General features: G+C 68.3%; 17 protein-coding genes. 13 read left to right on the forward strand and 4 right to left on the reverse strand.

All coding sequences use genetic code 11. The features are described from left to right. Positions 1-76: 76 nt before the first annotated feature. Genes CEP17_RS03360 through gcvP form a run of 3 tightly spaced genes read left to right on the forward strand, consistent with a single transcriptional unit; the run spans position 77 to position 4,502 of the window. On the forward strand, positions 77-1,255 hold the full coding sequence (locus tag CEP17_RS03360; protein WP_112931267.1) for a glycine cleavage system aminomethyltransferase GcvT: 1,179 nt from the start codon (positions 77-79) through the stop codon (positions 1,253-1,255). Continuing rightward, positions 1,252-1,635, forward strand: coding sequence for a glycine cleavage system protein GcvH (gcvH, locus tag CEP17_RS03365; RefSeq protein ID WP_112931268.1), 384 nt, complete (start codon positions 1,252-1,254; stop codon positions 1,633-1,635). Before CEP17_RS03360 ends, gcvH begins: the two co-directional genes overlap by 4 nt. Continuing rightward, positions 1,632-4,502: an aminomethyl-transferring glycine dehydrogenase gene (gene gcvP / locus CEP17_RS03370; RefSeq protein ID WP_112931269.1), complete on the forward strand. Its 2,871-nt coding sequence runs from the start codon at positions 1,632-1,634 to the stop codon at positions 4,500-4,502. Before gcvH ends, gcvP begins: the two co-directional genes overlap by 4 nt. Before the next feature lie 143 nt (positions 4,503-4,645). Here the strand turns inward: gcvP and CEP17_RS03375 are convergent, their stop codons facing one another. Together CEP17_RS03375 and CEP17_RS03380 are read right to left on the reverse strand one after the other, a co-directional pair. After that, positions 4,646-5,584, reverse strand: a complete 939-nt coding sequence (locus tag CEP17_RS03375) for a hypothetical protein (RefSeq protein WP_239498576.1) — start codon at positions 5,582-5,584, stop codon at positions 4,646-4,648. Positions 5,585-5,858: 274 nt separating this feature from the next. Then, entirely contained in the window at positions 5,859-6,647 is a 789-nt protein-coding gene (locus CEP17_RS03380) for a CPBP family intramembrane glutamic endopeptidase (RefSeq protein WP_112931271.1), read from the reverse strand. 155 nt (positions 6,648-6,802) lie between these two features. On the opposite strand from CEP17_RS03380, the gene CEP17_RS03385 reads away from it, so the two are divergent. The 3 genes from CEP17_RS03385 to CEP17_RS03395 all read left to right on the forward strand — a co-directional run bounded on the left by CEP17_RS03385 (position 6,803) and on the right by CEP17_RS03395 (position 11,311). Further along, a complete protein-coding gene (locus CEP17_RS03385) occupies positions 6,803-8,590 on the forward strand; it encodes an ABC transporter family substrate-binding protein (RefSeq protein WP_112931272.1) in 1,788 nt (595 codons plus the stop codon). A gap of 157 nt (positions 8,591-8,747) precedes the next feature. Continuing rightward, positions 8,748-10,253 carry an ABC transporter permease gene (locus CEP17_RS03390; protein WP_112931273.1) on the forward strand — a complete coding sequence of 502 codons (1,506 nt, stop codon included), beginning with the start codon at positions 8,748-8,750 and terminating at the stop codon, positions 10,251-10,253. Beyond that, complete coding sequence (locus CEP17_RS03395) at positions 10,253-11,311, forward strand: ABC transporter permease (RefSeq protein WP_036284938.1); 1,059 nt, start codon at positions 10,253-10,255, stop codon at positions 11,309-11,311. The genes CEP17_RS03390 and CEP17_RS03395 overlap by 1 nt, the downstream gene beginning before the upstream one ends. 12 nt (positions 11,312-11,323) lie before the next feature. Here the strand turns inward: CEP17_RS03395 and CEP17_RS03400 are convergent, their stop codons facing one another. Further along, positions 11,324-11,932 carry an integral membrane protein gene (locus tag CEP17_RS03400; RefSeq protein WP_036284935.1) on the reverse strand — a complete coding sequence of 203 codons (609 nt, stop codon included), beginning with the start codon at positions 11,930-11,932 and terminating at the stop codon, positions 11,324-11,326. Positions 11,933-11,994: 62 nt separating this feature from the next. Here CEP17_RS03400 and CEP17_RS03405 point away from each other — a divergent pair, with 62 nt between their 5' ends. After that, on the forward strand, positions 11,995-13,737 hold the full coding sequence (locus CEP17_RS03405) for an ABC transporter ATP-binding protein (protein WP_039415815.1): 1,743 nt from the start codon (positions 11,995-11,997) through the stop codon (positions 13,735-13,737). A gap of 99 nt (positions 13,738-13,836) precedes the next feature. After that, positions 13,837-15,744 carry a translational GTPase TypA gene (gene typA, locus CEP17_RS03410; RefSeq protein ID WP_036284930.1) on the forward strand — a complete coding sequence of 636 codons (1,908 nt, stop codon included), beginning with the start codon at positions 13,837-13,839 and terminating at the stop codon, positions 15,742-15,744. Positions 15,745-15,759: 15 nt separating this feature from the next. Here the strand turns inward: typA and CEP17_RS03415 are convergent, their stop codons facing one another. Next, on the reverse strand, positions 15,760-16,101 hold the full coding sequence (locus CEP17_RS03415) for a DUF2200 domain-containing protein (RefSeq protein ID WP_036284927.1): 342 nt from the start codon (positions 16,099-16,101) through the stop codon (positions 15,760-15,762). A 60-nt stretch (positions 16,102-16,161) separates the two neighbouring features. Between CEP17_RS03415 and CEP17_RS03420 the strand changes: the two genes are divergently transcribed. From CEP17_RS03420 to dapC, 5 genes are read left to right on the forward strand one after another with little or no spacing between them, the layout of a single operon-like run. Next, a complete protein-coding gene (locus CEP17_RS03420; protein ID WP_112931274.1) occupies positions 16,162-16,860 on the forward strand; it encodes an AzlC family ABC transporter permease in 699 nt (232 codons plus the stop codon). Beyond that, the gene (locus tag CEP17_RS03425; RefSeq protein ID WP_036314955.1) at positions 16,857-17,171 is read left to right on the forward strand and encodes an AzlD domain-containing protein; all 315 of its coding nucleotides are present in this window, start codon (positions 16,857-16,859) and stop codon (positions 17,169-17,171) included. Before CEP17_RS03420 ends, CEP17_RS03425 begins: the two co-directional genes overlap by 4 nt. Before the next feature lie 9 nt (positions 17,172-17,180). Then, a complete protein-coding gene (locus CEP17_RS03430; protein WP_112931275.1) occupies positions 17,181-17,597 on the forward strand; it encodes a histidinol dehydrogenase in 417 nt (138 codons plus the stop codon). 9 nt (positions 17,598-17,606) lie between these two features. Continuing rightward, positions 17,607-17,927, forward strand: a complete 321-nt coding sequence (gene fdxA / locus CEP17_RS03435) for a ferredoxin (RefSeq protein WP_036314968.1) — start codon at positions 17,607-17,609, stop codon at positions 17,925-17,927. Next, complete coding sequence (gene dapC, locus CEP17_RS03440; RefSeq protein WP_112931276.1) at positions 17,927-19,036, forward strand: succinyldiaminopimelate transaminase; 1,110 nt, start codon at positions 17,927-17,929, stop codon at positions 19,034-19,036. The genes fdxA and dapC overlap by 1 nt, the downstream gene beginning before the upstream one ends. The last annotated feature ends 76 nt before the right edge of the window (positions 19,037-19,112 follow it).

The following is a 19,112-nucleotide window of genomic DNA, read 5'->3' on the forward strand; positions in this document are numbered from 1 at the left end:
CTCAGGCCGATGACAGAGGGGGAGTTCCCGGCTGCCGGTCCCGGCATCCGCCCGCCCGATGTCCCGGGGAGAACTCATGTCAGACCTCCGCACCACCGCACTCGCCGATCGCCATGCTGCGCTCGGCGCCTCGTTCACCGACTTCGGTGGCTGGAACATGCCCGTGCGCTACACGTCCGATCTCGCCGAGCACCACGCAGTGCGAACAGCCGCCGGACTGTTCGACATCTCGCACATGGCGGAGTTCCTCGTGACGGGTTCGGGGGCCGCGGCCTTCCTCGACTACGCGCTCGCCGGGCGGATCTCGACCATGAAGGTCGGCAAAGCGAAGTACTCGCTTCTGCTCGACGAGAACGGCGGCGTGATCGACGACGTCATCGTCTACCGCACCGGCGAGGACCGGTTCCTCGTCATCTCGAACGCCGGCAACCGCGCGCTCGTCGCGGAGGCGTTCGCGGCGCGGGTCGACCGGGCGGCGCAGATCGTGCGATCCGGCCGGGAGGTGCCCGCGGACGGCGTGTTCGGGTTCGTCGTCGGCACCGAGCCCGCTGTCGTCGAGGACATCTCCGATCAGACCGCGCTGATCGCGGTGCAGGGTCCACGTGCTCGCGAGATCGTGGAAGCGACCGCCGGCATCGCCGACGTGGAGCCCGCGCTCGCCGACCTCGGCTACTACGCCTGGTCGCAGGCGCGCTTCCAGGACCGGCCGCTGTTCATCGCCCGCACCGGATACACCGGTGAGGACGGCTTCGAGCTGATGCTGTCGAACGCGCTCGCCCCCGCGCTCTGGGACTCGCTGGTCGAGGCGGGGGAGCCGTTCGGACTCGTCCCCGCGGGGCTCGCCGCGCGCGACACCCTCCGTCTCGAAGCGGGCATGCCGCTGCACGGCCATGAGCTGTCGAGCGCGATCCTGCCCGCCCAGGCGGGGCTCGGGCGCGTCGTCGCCGCCGACAAGGACGAGTTCGTCGGCAAGGCCGCCGTCGCGGTGGACGCCACCGACCGGCCCGTGCTGGTCGGTCTCGTCGCCGAGGGCCGTCGCGCCGGCCGCGCCGGCTACGCCGTGGTGGATGCCGACGGCAACGTGGTGGGTGAGATCACGAGCGGGGCACTGAGCCCGACGCTCGGACACCCCATCGCGATGGCCTTCGTGCCCCCGACTTTCGCCGACCCCGGCACCTCGCTCTTCATCGACGTGCGGGGCACTCTGATCCCCGCGACCGTGACCGCTCTGCCTTTCTACCGGAGGACCGCATGACCGACCTGACCACCCTCAAGTACACCGAAGAACACGAGTGGGTCGCCCTCGAGGGCGATGTCGCGACGGTCGGCATCACCGACTACGCCGCGGACAAGCTCGGCGACGTCGTCTACGTCGACCTGCCCGCGGTGGGCTCCACCGTCACCGCGAACACGGTGTGCGGCGAAATCGAGTCCACGAAGTCGGTCGGTGAGCTCTACGCGCCGCTGTCCGGCGAGATCGTCGCCGTCAACGACGCCGTCGTGGACGACCCGTCCCTCGTCAACAGCGAGTCGTTCGAGGGCGGATGGCTGGTGAAGATCCAGGTCGATCCCGCCGATGTCGACGCCCTGCTCGATCGAGCTGCCTACGTCGCACTCACGGGCGGCGAGGAGTGAACACGGCGCCCTTCCGCGATCGGCACATCGGCACGGACGCCTCCGCGCAGGCGGAGATGCTGCAGGCGCTCGGCTACGAGACCGTGACCGCCCTCGTCGAGCGAGCGGTCCCGGCATCCATCCATGCCGCACCCGTCGCCGACAGCGCGATCCCTTTCGCTGCCACCGAGGCCGAAGCGCTCGCCGAGCTGCGCGAACTCGCGTCGCAGAACCGACCCGCGCGCGCCATGATCGGCCTGGGATACTACGACACGCTGACGCCGTCGGTGATCGCGCGGAACGTCTTCGAGAACCCCTCCTGGTACACGGCCTACACCCCGTACCAGCCGGAGATCTCTCAAGGACGGCTCGAGGCCCTCATCAACTTCCAGACGATGGTCACCGATCTCACCGGCCTTGCGACCGCGAACGCCTCGATGCTCGACGAGGCGACCGCTGTCGTCGAGGGGATGCTGGTCGCGCGCCGCGCCTCGAAGTCGGCCTCGAACGTCTTCCTCGTGGATGCCGACGCGCTGCCGCAGACGAAGGCGTTGCTCGCTCATCGTGCGGCGGCGCTCGGGATCGAGATCGTCGAGGTCGACTTCTCCGCGGAGACCGCGCGTGTGGAGGTCGCGGCGTTCGGTGCCTTCGTGCAGTACCCCGGTGCCTCCGGACGGGTGTGGGATCCCTCGGCCGTCATCGGGAGCGTGCAGGAGCAGGGCGGGCTCGTCGTCGTCGCGGCGGACCTGCTGGCGCTGACGCTGCTGCGCTCGCCCGGCTCTCTCGGCGCCGACATCGCCGTGGGCACCACGCAACGTTTCGGCGTGCCGATGGGCTTCGGCGGTCCGCACGCCGGATACATGGCCGTCAGGTCCGGTCTCGAGCGCCAGCTGCCGGGGCGGCTGGTCGGCGTTTCGGTGGATGCCGAGGGGCGCCCGGCGTACCGCCTGTCGCTGCAGACCAGAGAGCAGCACATCCGTCGCGAGAAGGCGACCTCGAACATCTGCACCGCGCAGGTGCTCCTCGCCGTCATGGCGTCGATGTACGCCGTCTATCACGGTCCGCACGGTCTGCGTCGCATCGCCGATGAGGTCGCGGGCAAGGCGCACCTGCTGCGTGACTGGCTGGTCGAAGCCGGCAACGAGATGCTTCACGACGACTTCTTCGACACCATCGTCGTGTCGGTGCCCGGCCGCGCCGGCGAGATCGTGGACGCGGCGCGGGAGCGCGGGTTCCAGCTGTGGTTCCGCGACAGTGACAGCGTCGGCATCTCCGTCGACGAGGCGACGACGGTCAGCGAACTACATGTGCTCGCCCAGGTCTTCGGTGGCCGCGCGCAGCGGGCCTTCGGGTGGACCGGCGGAGGCGGCGCCCCGTCGCTGCCCGAGTCGCTGCGGCGCGCGGACGAGTTCCTGACGCACCCCGTCTTCCACGCTCACCACTCGGAGACGGCGATGATGCGCTATCTCAAGCAGTTGGCCGACCGGGACTACGCTCTCGATCGCGGCATGATCCCGCTCGGATCCTGCACGATGAAGCTGAACGCGGCGACCGAGATGGCGGCGGTGTCGTGGCCCGAGTTCTCCCGCGTTCACCCGTTCGCACCGATCGAGGATGTCGCGGGCTACCTGGTGCTCATCGAGCAGCTCGAGTCGTGGCTGGCGGAGATCACCGGGTACGACGCCGTCTCCTTGCAGCCCAACGCCGGCTCACAGGGCGAGCTGGCGGGGCTGCTCGCGATCCGCGGCTACCACCACTCCCGCGGCGATGAGCAGCGTGACGTCTGCCTCATCCCCTCCTCTGCCCACGGCACCAACGCGGCATCCGCCGTCCTCGCCGGCATGAGGGTCGTCGTCGTCGCGTGTGACGAAGCCGGCAACGTCGACCTCGCCGACCTGCGCGCCAAGATCGCCGCACACGCAGAGGCGCTCGCCGCTCTGATGATCACGTACCCCTCGACGCACGGCGTCTACGAACAGGACGTCGTGAACATCACCGCCGCGGTGCACGACGCCGGCGGTCAGGTGTACGTCGACGGAGCCAACATGAACGCGCTGGTCGGATTCGCCCGGTTCGGCGACCTGGGCGGCGACGTCTCGCACCTGAACCTGCACAAGACGTTCGCCATCCCGCACGGCGGCGGCGGACCGGGCGTCGGCCCCGTCGCCGCGAAGGCGCACCTCGCGCCGTTCCTTCCCTCGCACCCGCTGGCCCAGCGCGCCGAGCACGCAGGCGGGTTCGTCTTCGACGGCGGACCGATCTCGGCCGCGCCCTACGGCTCGGCATCCATTCTGCCGATCTCGTGGGCGTACATCCGCATGATGGGTGCGGAGGGGCTGCGGGAGGCGACCGGGGCGGCCGTGCTCGCGGCGAACTACATCGCCGTGCGCCTTCGAGAGCACTACCCGGTGCTGTACGCGGGGGAGGACGGTCTCGTCGCGCACGAGTGCATCCTCGACCTGCGACCCCTGAAAGAAGCGACCGGCGTGAGCGTGGACGACGTCGCCAAGCGCCTGATCGACTACGGGTTCCACGCGCCCACGATGTCCTTCCCGGTGGCGGGCACGCTGATGGTCGAGCCGACCGAGTCGGAGGACCTGAGCGAGATCGAGCGATTCATCGAGGCCATGATCGCGATCCGGGCCGAGGCGGATGCCGTGGCATCCGGCACCTGGCCCGCCGATGACAATCCGCTGGTGAACGCGCCGCACACCGCCGAGGCGGCGATCGCGGGGGAGTGGACGCATCCGTATCCGCGCGAACTCGCCGTCTACCCCGTGCACAGCCTGGTGCGCACGAAGTACTGGCCCCCGGTCCGTCGGATCGACAACGCCTACGGCGACCGCAACCTCGTCTGCGCCTGCCCGCCCGTGGAGGCCTTCGCCTAGCCCCGAGCGGTCCGCGCGGTCTCGCGGTCCGTGTGGCCCGCGAGACACGCGTTCCGCACCGAGACACCGATGCACACCCGGTGTCTCGGTGCGGGGGCGGTGTCTCGCGGACGGAGCGGACGGAGCGGACGGAGCGGGTGCGGTCACGGCAGGCCGCGGAGGGCGCGGTCGAGCGAACCCAGCAGCCCGAGATCGGGCTGTCGAACGAGAGTCAGCCCCGCCGACAACAGGATCGCGCGGAGTTGGCTCGGGGCGATCACGTCGGCCCACGTCCAGTGATGGACCGTGTGGACTCCGCGTCGCATCAGCCGCGCGTCCCGAGCACGCCGTTCGCGGAGTGCGACACGAGCGTCGCCCAAGGCGCCGCTGTACTTGAGGTCTCCGTCGGCCTCTCCCGCCACGAGATGGCCGTTGCGCAGCCATGCGAAGTCGACGCGGTCGTCCTCTCCCGGCTCGGGACCTCGCACCCATCGCTGCATCTCCGGAACAGGAAAACCGAGCGCCTCGATAACCGTCGCGCTCACGGACTCCAGCGGCGACTCGGCAACCGCCGACGCGCGGTCGAACACGTCGCGTGCGCGACGGCGGCCTCGCGAGGAAGGGTGGGTCTCGCTCATCGCCCGCATGCAGCCGGTGGTGAGGTGCGGATCGGCCCGGAGTGCGGCATCGGCCGTCGCGCGGGCGACGGCGGGATGCCGTAGTCGTGCGGCATCCACGGCGACTTCGGCACCTGTCGCGACGAGCACACCGCTCACGTCGTCGAACTGCGGCGGGCGTTCGGCGGCATGCAGCCGGACCTCCCCGACGGCATGCGTCGCTCGCGAGCCGAGGGCGACGGCATGGACGTGCGGCGGTTCGCCGAAGACGGGGAGCCCGCGGAGCGCGGCCGCGGACTCTCGTACGAAGACGACGTCGGGGTAGCACCGCGCAGCCGCATGGACGCGAACGAGATAGCGGTCCCATGGCGGCAGGTCCCGCCACAGCCGCGCCGGAGCGTAGACCCCGCGCATCACGCGAACGAGCTCCCCGCGCCGCACCGCGCGATCGACGTGCGGCTCGCCGCCTCGCGTGATCAACGGCACCGGGCACTGTCGGACATCTGGCATAGCGATCGCGGTTGGCATGTCGCCATTGCACCCGGCGATGAGTTGCCGCCTCCGCTGCTCACCGCTTTCCGTGGGAGCCGCCACCGTCTCTCGATGTGGGGAGGAACCCGTGCTCGCCCAGCGAGACACGGTCCGTGCACCGAAACACCGGTGTGCGGCGCGTGTCTCGGTGCGCCACGCGTGTCTCGCGGACCGGGCGGTGGTCGGTGCGGGCCGGGCGGTGGCCGGCGCGGGAGCGTAGGGGGGTGGGTCAGGCGAAGACGCCGGGCCACCAGGCGGCGGCGAGCGGATAGCCGACGAAGGCGATGACGTCGATGAGGGTGTGCGCGATCACCAGAGGCATCACGCGGCCCCAGCGCCGATAGACCCACCCGAACACGATGCCCATCACGATGTTGCCGGCGATCGGTCCCCACCCTTGGTAGGCGTGATACGCGCCGCGCAGCGCCGCTGTGGACAGGATGATCGTCCACGTTCCCCATCCGAGCCGCCGCAGACGATCGAACAGGTAGCCGATGAAGATGACCTCTTCGGTGAGGCCGGCCCGCACGGCTGCCAGCAGGAGCAACGGAATCGTCCACCATGACGAGTCGAGTGGTGCGGCGTCGACCTGCACGGTGATCCCCAGCGCGCGACCGGCGACGTAGAGGCCGAGACCCGGGATGCCGATGACGGCGACGAGCAGCACGCCCGCACCCAGATCCCGCCCGAGAACCCGGAAATCCAAGCCGATGCGACGGAACGCCGAGATCCCGGGCTCCCACAGCAGGTAGATCGCCAGTGCGATGGGGGCGAACGCGAAGAACTGGGCCAGGAACTGGTTGAGGACATCCCAGAACTGGGCGGCGTTCGCGCCCGGGTTCAGCGAGGTCGACTGGTCTCCCAAGGCCTGGTCGCGCGTCAGCGCCTGCACGAGCGCGAGCACCGAGGACAGCGCCGAGCGCCCGACCGACAGAGCGAGCACAATGCTGATCTCCCACCACAACCGGGCGCGCGTGCCCCTCAGTCTTGGCAGTTCGGCGGCCTCGGAATCGATCACCTTGTCAGATTGCCATATCGGCCCTGAACTGAGTTAAGGGTCTGTAACGTTTTCCCTAACGGTTTTGATCAACGCTGATCAGAACTTATGGTTTCGGTATCCGCGCCGTGGGTGTTTCACCCGCCTGCGCATCCATCCCTTACCCAGGAGGAAAATTGAAGAAGTCACGCTGGGGAGCACTTGCCGCGGTCACCGCGGCCGGCGCCCTCGCCCTGACGGGCTGCACGGCCAGCGGCGGCGGCAACGCCACCAACGCTGCGCCGACCGGTGGCACCGTCACGATGGCCATCGTGAACGACCTGACGTCGCTGAACAGCAACACGCCGCAGGGCAACCTGGACACCAACGGTCAGTACGTCTACCTGACCACGGGCGGGTTCTTCTACCCGGACAACAGCTTCAACCTCGTCAAGGACGAGTCGTTCGGCACGTACGAGAAGACCTCGGACGACCCGCTGACCGTGAAGTACACGCTCAAGAAGGACCTGAAGTGGTCCGACGGCGAGCCGATCACGGCCGACGACATGGTGCTCGCGTGGGCGATCGCCTCGGGCCACTACGATGACGCGACCACCGACGCGGACGGCAACGTCACGGGTGGCACGCAGTACTTCCAGATCGCGGGTTCGACGGCGGGCATCAACTCGACCGACTTCCCCGAGGTGGGCGACGACAACACGTCGATCACGCTGAAGTACTCCGAGCCCTACGTGGACTGGGAGATCTTCAACCCCATCGCGCAGCCCGCGCACGTCGTGGCCAAGAAGGCCGGCCTCTCCTCGGCCGCTGACCTGACGAAGCTCCTCCAGGGTCTGCCCAAGGGCGACCCGAAGGCTCCCGTCGCCGCGAACGACACCCTGAAGAAGGCTGCGGACTTCGTCAACACGGGCTACGACATCACGTCGTTCCCGACCGACAAGGACCTCCTGGTCACCTCGGGCCCGTGGGTGCTCTCGGCCTGGACGCCGGGTCAGTCGCTCACGTTCGAGCACAACCCCAACTACAAGGGCAACCTCGCGCCGAAGATCGACAAGCTCGTCATGCGTGTCATCGGCGACGCCGCCGCGCAGGTCACGGCTCTGCAGAACGGCGAGGTCGACCTCGTCTACCCGCAGGCATCCGCCGACACGAAGAAGTCGCTCGAGGCCGTCTCGGGTGCTCAGGTCATGACCGGTGACCAGGTCTCCTACGACCACCTCGACCTGAACTTCGGCTCCGAGGTGTTCAAGGACCCGACCGTCCGCGAGGCCTTCCTCCTGACGGTTCCGCGTCAGCAGATCCTCGACGCGATCGTGACGCCGGTCAACCCCGACGCCAAGGTCCTCGACTCGCAGATCTGGCTGCCCAGCCAGTCGGAGTACGCGACCACGGTCGCTCAGAACGGCTCGGACAAGTACGACCCGTCCAAGCTCGACGACAACATCGCGAAGGCCAAGGAGCTCCTCGCCGGCAAGACGCCGACCGTGAAGATCCTCTACAACACGAAGAACCCGAACCGCGTGGACGAGTTCCAGGCGATCCAGTCCTCCGCGGCCAAGGCCGGCTTCCAGGTCGTCGACGGTGGCGACCCCAAGTGGTCGACCCTGCTGTCGGCGGGCAACTACGACGCGTCGCTGTTCGGCTGGATCTCCCCGGGTATCGGCACGGCGCAGATCCCGCAGCTGTTCTCGACCGACGGTGGTGGAAACTACAACAAGTTCACCGCTGCCAACGACGACGCGATCGCGTCGCAGACCACGGTTGACAAGGACAAGCTGACGCAGCTCCTCCTGAACATCGACAAGACGGCGTTCACCGAGGGCTACGGCCTGCCCCTCTTCCAGGCGCCCGGCATCTACGGCGTCTCCAGCAAGCTGGACGGCGTCAAGTACATGGGCAACCAGACCGGTCCGATCTGGAACAACTGGGAGTGGTCCGTCAAGCAGAGCACCAACACCAAGTAGTACCCACGCCAGGGTGGCGTCTACGGTAGATCCCGAAGGCGCCACCCTGGCCCCTGTCTGTCAACCGATGGGCAAGGCGATCGCAACCCGATGCCGCCCGCCCGTCGCACGTCGAAGTGAGTGACCTTTGGTCGGTTTCATTCTCCGTAGGGTCGGTGTGTCGATCCTCATCCTCCTCGCGGCATCCTTCGTGATGTTCAATCTGGTCGCTCTGTCGACGGATCCGCTCGAGGACCTCCGCTCTTCCAACAACCCGAACAAGCAGCAGCTGATCGAAGCGCGAATTCAGCTCGCCAACCTGGACGTCGCGCCTCCGCTTCGCTGGGCGATGTGGGTCGGCGGCGCCGCCAAGTGCCTCATCCCCTTCGCGAACGCCTGCGACCTGGGCACCACCTTCCAGGGTGCCCCCGTCACCGACGTCCTGCCGATCGCGATGGTGTCCACCATCCAGATGGTCACGGCGGCCCTGCTGCTGGCCATCCTCTTCGGCATCTCGACCGGAATCCTTTCTGCGCTGCGTGAGAACAGCGGCTTCGACGTGTCGTTCACCGTCCTCAGCCTGTTCCTCTACTCCCTGCCGTCCTTCCTGGCCGCCGCGCTTCTCAAGAACTTCGTCGCCATCGGCTTCAACGACTTCCTGCAAGACCCCGTCATCCCCATCGTCGTCGCGGTGATCGTCGGGATCGTGGTGGCCTTGATCGTGCAGGCGGTCGTCGGCGGTGACACCCGCCGTCGCCTCACGTCCGGGGGCACGAGCTTCGTGCTCACCACGGGCCTGCTCATCTACATGAGCGTCACCGGCTGGTTCCTCACGCCCGGGTTCGGCCCGGTCGGCGTCATCGTGCTGAGCGCAGGTGCCGCCCTCGGTGTGACCGTGCTGATCGCCGGCATCCACCAGCGCCGCGCGTTGCTGACGGCCGGCATCGTCGCCGTCGCCGGAATCATCAGCTACTTCGCGCTGCAGGGTCTGTTCGACGTGTCCACGTTCGCGACCATCGGCATTCTCTTCGTCGTGGCGCTGGCGGTCGGTTTCGCGGCCGGCTTCTTCGTCGGCGGAGACGACCGCTCCCAGAACATGCGCATCGGTGTTCTGGTCGCCGTGATCATCAGCGTCATCATTCTCATCGACCGCTTCATGCAGTCCTTCCCCGGCTACATGGAGGACATGAACGGACGCCCGATCGCCACCGTGGGCTCCTCGACGCCGGGATACGCTCCCGACAACATGTGGCGCGTCGGTCTGGACGTCTTCTTCCACCTGCTGCTTCCGACGATCTCGCTGCTGACGATCTCGTTCGCGGGGTACACGCGTTATGCCCGCGCCGGCATGATCGAGGTGCTCAGCCAGGACTACGTGCGCACCGCTCGCGCCAAGGGCATGCCCGAGCGGGTGGTGGTCGTCCGCCACGCATTCCGCAACGTGCTGATCCCGATCACGACGCTCGTGGCGACCGACCTCGGCGGGCTGCTCGGTGGAGCCATCATCACGGAGTTCATCTTCGCGATTCCCGGTATGGGTGCCCTCTTCCAGCGCTCGCTGGGTCCCGGTGACCTGTACCCGGTGATGGGCTACTTCATCGTCATCGCCTTCATGGCCATTCTGTTCAACTTCCTTGCCGATCTCGCGTACGCGGCACTCGACCCGAGAGTGAGGGTGCGCTGATGTCCAGCACCATCTCCGAAACCCCCGGCGACGTCGAAGAGCGCTCGATCAGTCAGAGCCGGATCATCTGGCGCCGTTTCCTCTCCCAGAAGGTCGGCCTCATCGCCGCCATCGTCCTGCTGGCAGTCGTGGCCTTCGCCACGAGCGCCGTCGGGCTCGGCCCGATTCCCGGCTGGTGGAAGTACAACTGGTACGACCTGTCGAACAGCGTCAACGGCGGAGAGCCGACTCTGAGCCTGTTCCCGTTCTCGCTCGGCGACCACCCCTTCGGTCAGGACCGCATCGGGCGCGACTATTTCGCGATGACCATGCGCGGCATCCAGAACTCGTTCGTGGCCATGGTGCTGATCACGGGCATCGCGCTGATCGTGGGTGTCACGGTGGGCGCGATCGCGGGCTACTTCCGCGGCTGGGTCGACGCGGTGCTCATGCGCCTGACCGACGTCTTCATCGTGATCCCCGCCATCGTGATCGCCGCCGTCGTCGGTAACTGGGCCGGCGCGGTCGGCGTATGGGTCTTGGGCTCGATGCTCGGGTTCTTCAGCTGGATGGTGATCGCGCGTCTCGTCCGCGGTGAGTTCCTCTCGCTGCGCGAACGGGAGTTCGTCGAGGCTGCCCGCGTGGCCGGCGCCTCCGATGCCCGCATCATCTTCCGGCACATCCTTCCGAACGCGACCGGCGTGATCATCGTGTCGGGATCGCTCCTGGCAGCCGGTGCCATCCTGCTCGAGGCGGCGATCTCGCTTCTCGGCTACGGCATCCGCTCTCCTGACGTCTCGCTGGGTCTGCTCATCGGTGTCAACCAGTCGGCCTTCACTGTGCGGCCGTGGCTGTTCTGGTGGCCGGCGCTGTTCATCGTCACGCTGGCACTGTCGGCGAACATCTTCGGCGATGCCCTCCGCGAGGCCTTCGACCCGCGCAGCCGTCGGTTCTCCCGTCGTCGCACGAAGGAGCGCGCCGACGGTGTCGAGCCCGATGTCGCCGCTCCGACGAGCCTGATGGATGCCGCGGCGCAGAACCCGCGCACCGGCACGCCGACCCTGCAGGATCCGGAGTAAGACCGGATGCCGTCAGAGGTTCAGCAGCGCCGGAACGGTCGCCGCGGCCAGCAGCAGGCTCAGCGCGAGGGCGGTGACGTGCACGTGCACGCGGGCGCGGTCGCTTCCCGCGCGACCCAGGGGGATGGCCTCGCTCTCCACGAGCCGATGCCATGCTCCCCGGATGATGTACGCGGCGTCACCGGAATCGGTGCCGAGGGCGTCGGACTTGCGCAGGACGCCGCCCTTCTGGTCGGGTCCGAGGCTGTCACGGCCTCCGCGCGGCATGGTGAGTGCGCCGGCCGCGGGCGCCGCAGACGATCGATATCGACGCGAGGGCGTCACCACGGTCAGCGCGAAGCGGGTGTCGATGTCGACGACCATCGTCCACGGGACGGTCGTGGTCGCGTAGGGGTTCACGAGCGTGATGGACTGCTCGTCCCAGATGATGCGCGGACGCCAGAACAGCTCGCCCACCAGCAGCGCGATCAGCGCCAGCGGCACCAGAGCCCACAGCTGCTGCGTCGACCGAGTCGCGCCGAGCAGAACCACCAGCGCCGCGCCGGCGGTCACAGCCACCCATGCGCCGATCGCGATCACGGTGTTCGTGGTCGATCGGTACAGGCGCACGTCATCTGTCATTACCCCATCGTCGCATTCCGGACCACGAGTCCGTTCGCACGCACAACAGAAGGAAACCGCCGATGAGAACCTCCCGCGGCATGCTGCCCACGACCGAGGCGCACCAGCCGGACAGCGGTCCGGTGCTCGAGGTCACCGACCTCAACGTCGACTTCGGCGTCGACGGGTACTGGGTGCCCGCCGCACGTCACGTCTCCTACTCGATCGCTGCCGGCGAAGTGCTCGCCATCGTGGGTGAGTCCGGGTCGGGAAAGAGCGTCTCGTCGATGTCGCTGCTGGGCCTGCTGCCGAAGAACTCCCGCGTGAGCGGCAGTGCGAAGCTGGCTGGCCGCGAGCTCATCGGCATGAAGCCTCGGGAGATGCAGGAGATCCGCGGCAACCAGATCTCGATGATCTTCCAGGAGCCCATGACGGCGCTGAACCCGGTCCTGACGGTCGGGTTCCAGATCGTGGAGACGTTGCGCCAGCACTTCGGCGTGTCTCCGGCGGAGGCCAAGGCGCGGGCCGTCGAGCTTCTGACGCTGGTCGAGCTTCCCGACCCGCAGAAAGCCTTCGACTCGTACCCGCACCAGCTGTCCGGCGGCCAGCGTCAGCGCGCGATGATCGCGCAGTCGCTGTCGTGCGACCCGCTGCTGCTGGTCGCGGACGAGCCGACGACCGCGCTGGATGTGACCGTTCAGGCGGAGATCCTCGAGCTCATGCGAAAGCTCCAGGACCGTCTCGGCTCGGCCATCCTGCTGATTACGCACGACATGGGCGTCGTCGCCGACATGGCCGACCGCATCGTCGTGATGCGTCAGGGCGACATCGTCGAGACCGGCACGGTCGCGAGCGTCTTCGCCGACCCGCAGCATCCGTATACGAAGGCGCTGCTGTCGGCGGTGCCGCGCATCACCACCGAGGATCTGCAGGCTCCCGATGCTGCCACCCCGTCCACTCCCGTGGTGGTGTCGTTCGACGACGTCGCGATCGAGTATCCGAAGCGCGGTCGGGTGCCGGCTTTCCGTGCGGCCGACCACATCGACCTGAAGATCTACCAGGGTGAGGTGCTGGGCCTGGTCGGCGAGTCCGGCTCGGGCAAGACGACGATCGGTCGCGCCACGATCGGTCTGCTGCCCATCCACTCCGGACGCCTGACCGTGGCCGGAATGGACATCTCGAAAGCGAACCGCGAGCAGCTGCACGCCCTCCACCACGAGGTGGGCATCGTCTTCCAGGATCCGTCGAGCTCGCTGAACCCTCGAATGACCATCGGCGATTCGATCGCCGAGCCGATCAAGCTGTCCGAGAAGATCAAGGGCGCGCCCCTCGACAAGCGCGTGCGAGCGCTGTTGGACTCCGTGCGACTGCCGCGCGATTATGCATCCCGTTACCCGCACGAGCTCTCCGGTGGGCAGAAGCAGCGCGTGGGCATCGCCCGCGCCCTCGCTCTCAACCCGAAGGTCCTGGTTGCCGATGAGCCCACGAGCGCACTCGACGTCTCCGTGCAGGCCACGGTTCTGGAGCTGTTGAAGGATCTGCAGCGCGAGCGCGGGTTCGCCTGCCTGTTCATCAGCCACGACCTCGCCGTCATCGATGAGCTGGCCGACCGGATCGCGGTCATGCGCCACGGCGCTCTCGTCGAGGTCGGCACCCGCGACCAGATCATGCGTCGCCCGCAGCAGGCCTACACCAAGCGTCTTCTGGCAGCCGTGCCGGTGCCCGACCCCGACATCCAGCGTGAGCGCCGTGACAAGCGTCTGGCCGATCTCGCCGCCGGTGTGGACGCCGATGAGACACCGGGGGATGCCGCCGCGCACGCCTGATCGAGCGGCGCGGGGCGCGGCGGAGGACGCCGCGGCATCCGGCTTGTAGAATGGGAGGCGCTCTGCTCGGAGCGTCTCCCTTTCTCGTTAGGTCATTTCATGGCGCACGCCCTCCGTCCGGATCTCCGTAACGTCGCGATCGTCGCGCACGTCGACCACGGCAAGACCACGCTCGTGGACGCGATGCTCCGTCAGACCGGCTCCTTCGGTGAGCATGCGCACGTCGAAGAGCGCGCCATGGACTCGAACGACCTGGAGCGTGAGAAGGGCATCACGATCCTCGCCAAGAACACGGCGATCACCTACAACGGCATCCACACCGAGGTTCCGGTGACGATCAACGTCATCGACACCCCCGGCCACGCCGACTTCGGCGGCGAGGTCGAGCGCGGCCTGTCGATGGTCGACGGTGTCGTGCTGCTGGTCGACGCGTCGGAGGGTCCGTTGCCGCAGACCCGCTTCGTGCTGCGCAAGGCGCTGGAGGCGAAGCTGCCCGTGATCCTGCTGGTCAACAAGACCGACCGTCCCGACGCCCGGATCGCGGAGGTCGAGGAGGAGGCCCACGACCTGCTGCTGGGTCTGGCCGGCGACCTCGTCGACGACGTGCCCGACCTCGACGTCGATGCTCTCCTGGACGTGCCGGTCGTCTACGCGTCCGGTCGCGCCGGCGCCGCGTCTCGCAACCGGCCCGCCAACGGCGAGCTGCCCGACAACGAGGACCTCGAGCCCCTGTTCGAGGCCATCCTCGAGCACGTCCCCGCTCCCGCCTACGACGACGAGGCGCCGCTGCAGGCCTGGGTCACCAACCTCGATTCCTCGCCGTTCCTCGGCCGTCTGGCCCTGCTCCGTGTCTTCAACGGCACGCTGAAGAAGGGGCAGACCGTCGCCTGGGTGCGTCACGACGGCTCGCACACCAACGCGCGCATCACCGAGCTGCTCAAGACCCGTGCTCTCGAGCGCTACCCGGCCGAATCTGCCGGCCCCGGTGACATCGTCGCCATCGCCGGCATCGAGGACATCACGATCGGCGAGACGATCGCCGACCCCGAAGACGTGCGGCCGCTGCCCGCGATCACGGTCGATGACCCGGCCATCTCGATGACGATCGGCACCAACACCTCGCCCCTCATGGGCAAGGTGAAGGGTCACAAGCTCACGGCGCGCATGGTCAAGGACCGTCTCGATCGGGAACTGATCGGCAACGTCTCGCTGAAGGTCGTCGACATCGGACGTCCCGACGCCTGGGAGGTGCAGGGTCGCGGTGAGCTCGCGCTGGCGATCCTCGTCGAGAACATGCGCCGTGAAGGCTTCGAGCTGACCGTCGGCAAGCCGCAGGTCGTCACCAAGCGCGGCGAGGACGGCAAGGTCAAGGAGCCGTTCGAGCACCTCACGATCGACGCCCCCGAAGAGCACCTCGGTGCCATCACACAGCTGATGGCCGCTCGCAAGGGCCGCATGGACACCATGACCAACCACGGCACCGGCTGGGTGCGCATGGAGTTCGTCGTCCCCTCGCGCGGTCTGATCGGCTTCCGCAGCGAGTTCCTGACCATCACCCGCGGCACCGGCATCGCGAACGCGATCTCGCACGGCTACGACGACTGGGCGGGGCAGATCACCACCCGCCAGAACGGGTCGATCGTCGCCGACCGTCAGGGTGTCGTGACACCGTTCGCCATGATCGCGCTGCAGGAGCGCATGAGCTTCTTCGTGCAGCCGACCGAAGAGGTCTACGAGGGCATGGTCATCGGCGAGAACTCGCGCGCCGACGACATGGACGTCAACATCACGAAGGAGAAGAAGCTGACGAACATGCGCTCGTCGACGTCCGACTCCTTCGAGTCGATGACGCCGCCGCGCGTGCTCACGCTGGAGGAGTCGCTCGAGTTCGCGCGCGACGACGAATGCGTCGAGGTGACCCCCGAGAAGGTGCGCATCCGCAAGGTCGTGCTCGACGCGACCGAGCGCGGCCGCGCCGCCTCGCGCGCGAAGCGTCAGGACGGCTGAGCGCCGCGGGAAGTCTCATGCCCGCAGAATCTTCTCGAGCGGGCGACCTCGCGCGACCTCGTCGACGAGTTTGTCCAGGTAGCGGATCTTCTGCATCAACGGATCTGCGATCTGCTCCACTCGCACACCGCAGATCACACCCGTGATCTGCGCGGCGCCGGGATGCAGACGCGCACCCGCGAAGAAGTCACGGAAGTTCGTCTGCGCGGCGAGGTGATCCGCGAGTTCCTGGGCGCTGTATCCCGTCAGCCATCGTGTGACGGCCTCGACGTCGTCCGCTGAGCGGCCCTTACGCTGCACCTTCTGGACGTAGAGCGGGTAGACGCGGGCGACGGGCATGTCGAAGATCCGCTCCATGATGGGCACCCTACTCGCCCGCAGGCGTTCGCGGGCAGACGAACTGTCAGGATGGTGGGCATGGATGCCGCAGCTGAGGCCCGAGAGGCTGTGCGTCGCGCGCGGCGCGAGGCCGTCGGCGTCGCCGTCGCGACGAGCGCATACGGTGTCTCGTTCGGCGCTCTGGCTGTGGCGTCCGGCCTCGACGTCTGGCAGACGTGCGTGCTGAGCCTGCTCATGTTCACGGGGGGATCGCAGTTCGCGTTCGTCGGTGTCATCGGCGCGGGAGGCATCGCCGCCGCGCCCGCGGCGATCGCCTCCGCCGCGTTGCTCGGCGTCCGCAACGTCGCCTACGGGCTGCGCATGGCTCCGGTGGTCGGGCGCGGCTGGCGCCGTCTCGTGGCGCCCCACGTCACGATCGACGAGTCGACGGCGGTGGCGCTGGCCCACAGCGATCCTGCGGCGCGGCGTGCGGGCTTCTGGATCACGGGCGTCGGCATCTACGTCGGATGGAACCTCTCGACGCTGGGTGGTGCGCTGCTCGGCGACGTCCTCGGCGATCCTCGTGTCTACGGGCTGGACGCGGCCGCGGCTGCGGCCTTCCTTGCGCTGCTGTGGCCGCGTCTGCGTCGCCGTCAGGCGATTGCCGTCGGCGTCGCCGCCGCGGTCGTCGCCACGGTTCTCACGCCCGTCCTCATGCCCGGCGTACCCGTGCTGGTCGCCGCCGTGGTCGCCCTCGCCGTCGGGTGGACCAACGCGTTCGCGGGCCGCGCATCATGACGATGTGGACGGCCGTGCTGGCGGCGTCGCTCGCGTGCCTGGCGCTGAAAGCCCTCGGGTACGCGATTCCCGCGCGATGGTTCGGCTCGGCTCGCGCGGAACGCTCGATCGACCTGCTGACGGTCGCGCTGCTGGCCGCACTGGTCGCCGTGCAGACGCTGGGCGCCGGTCCGCAGATCGTCGCCGATGCGCGCGTGCCGGCGATCTTCGTCGCCGCGGGGCTGCTGACGCTCCGCGCCCCCTTCCTCGTCGTCGTGGTGGCGGCAGCGGTCGTTGCGGCCGCGCTCCGGGCGCTGGGATGGGCGACGTAGAATCACGGCGTGAGAATCGCACGGATCGGGAGCTGGGCCGTCGCCGCGGTGATCGGCCTCCTCTATGGAGCTGCCGGGACCATCGGTCAGTCCGCACAGTGGGGGGTTATCCCACTGGGGCTGATCGTGGCCGTCGCCGGCACCGGTGCCCTGCTGCTCGCGGTACGACTGCTGACCGGCGACCGCTGGGCGGGGTTGGCGACCGGTCTCGGTGTCATGCTGACGACGTTGGTGCTCTCGGGTCGGGGCCCGGGCGGGTCGGTCGTCGTGCCCGCTCCCGCCGATGGTGAGATCTCCACCGGAGTGATCTGGACGCTGGCCGTTCCGGTGATGGTGGCCATCGTCGTGGCCTGGCCGCGCCTGGCGCCTCGTGCGTCGGCCTCCGGAGCGTCGTCGCTCGACGATGACCCGGCGAGCACGAACTAGACTCGACACGTGACATATGTGATCGCGTTGCCCTGCGTGGATGTGAAGGACCGTGCCTGCATCGATGAATGCCCCGTCGACTGCATCTACGAGGGCGAGCGCTCGCTCTACATCCACCCTGACGAGTGCGTGGACTGCGGCGCGTGTGAGCCGGTCTGCCCCGTGGAGGCGATCTACTACGAGGACGACCTGCCGGCCGAATGGCAGGACTACTACACCGCCAACGTCGAGTTCTTCGAGGACATCGGCTCGCCCGGCGGTGCCGCCAAGGTCGGTGTGATCGCCAAGGATCACCCCGTGATCTCCGCGCTTCCTCCGCAGTCGCACTGATGGCCGTCCGCGATCTCGACGACTATCCCTGGGATGCCGTCGCTCCCTTCGCTGCGCGAGCGCGGTCGCACCCGGGGGGCATCGTGGATCTGTCCATCGGGTCTCCCGTCGATCCGACGCCGGATGTCGTCGCCGAGGCGCTGCGTGCCGCGACGGATGCTCACGCCTACCCGCAGACGGTCGGCACCGCGGCGCTGCGCGGCGCCATCACCGCGTGGTACGACCGCCGCCGCGGGGTTCCCGGTCTGAGCGTCGACGAGGTCCTGCCGACGGTCGGTTCGAAGGAACTCGTCGCCCTCCTCCCGTTGCTGCTCGACCTGTCCGCCGGAGACATCGTCGTGCACCCGCGGGCCGCCTATCCCACCTACGAGGTGGGGGCCAAGCTGGTGGGTGCGACCCCGTTCGCCGCCGACGATCCCGCGCAGTGGCCGGTGGGCACGCGCCTGGTCTGGCTGAACACTCCGGGAAACCCCGACGGGCGGGTGCTCGACGTCCACGAACTCCGTGCCGCCGTCGCGCGTGCACGGGAGCTCGGCGCCGTGATCGTCAGCGATGAGTGCTACGCGGAACTCGGCTGGGACGGGCCCTGGGCCCACGCGCCGATCCCCAGCATCCTCGATCCGCGCATCGTCGGAGACGACCGGCGCGACGTGCTGTCGGTGTACTCGCTCAGCAAGCAGTCGAACCTCGCGGGGTACCGTGCCGCGTTCCTCGCCGGTGACGGCGATCTGGTGTCGCGCCTGCTGACGGCGCGCAAGCACCTCGGTCTCATGCTTCCCGGTCCTGTGCAGAGTGCCATGACGGCGGCGCTGGCAGACGATGCACACGTGGCTGCGCAGCGCGAGCGCTATCGCGCCCGGCGTGAGATTCTCCGGCCGGCACTCGTGGAAGCGGGATTTCGCATCGACAACTCCGAGGGCGGCCTCTACCTCTGGGCCACCGAAGGCGTCGATGCCTGGAAGACCATGGACCGCCTGGCCGATCTCGGCATCCTGGCCGGGCCGGGACACTTCTATGGGCAGCACTTCCCCGAGCACGTCCGCTTCTCCTTGACGGCGACCGATGAGCGGATCGCTGCAGCAGCGGAGCGCCTGGTGACCGTCTCGTAGGTTTCCTCCTACGAATTGCCCGTTCCTTTGCGCGCGATCTGCGTTGGACCGCGCGCCCAGTAGGCTGTAAAAGACC

It is taken from the genome of Microbacterium sp. PM5 (assembly GCF_003293595.1).
In the GTDB taxonomy this organism is placed as follows: Bacteria; Actinomycetota; Actinomycetes; order Actinomycetales; family Microbacteriaceae; genus Microbacterium.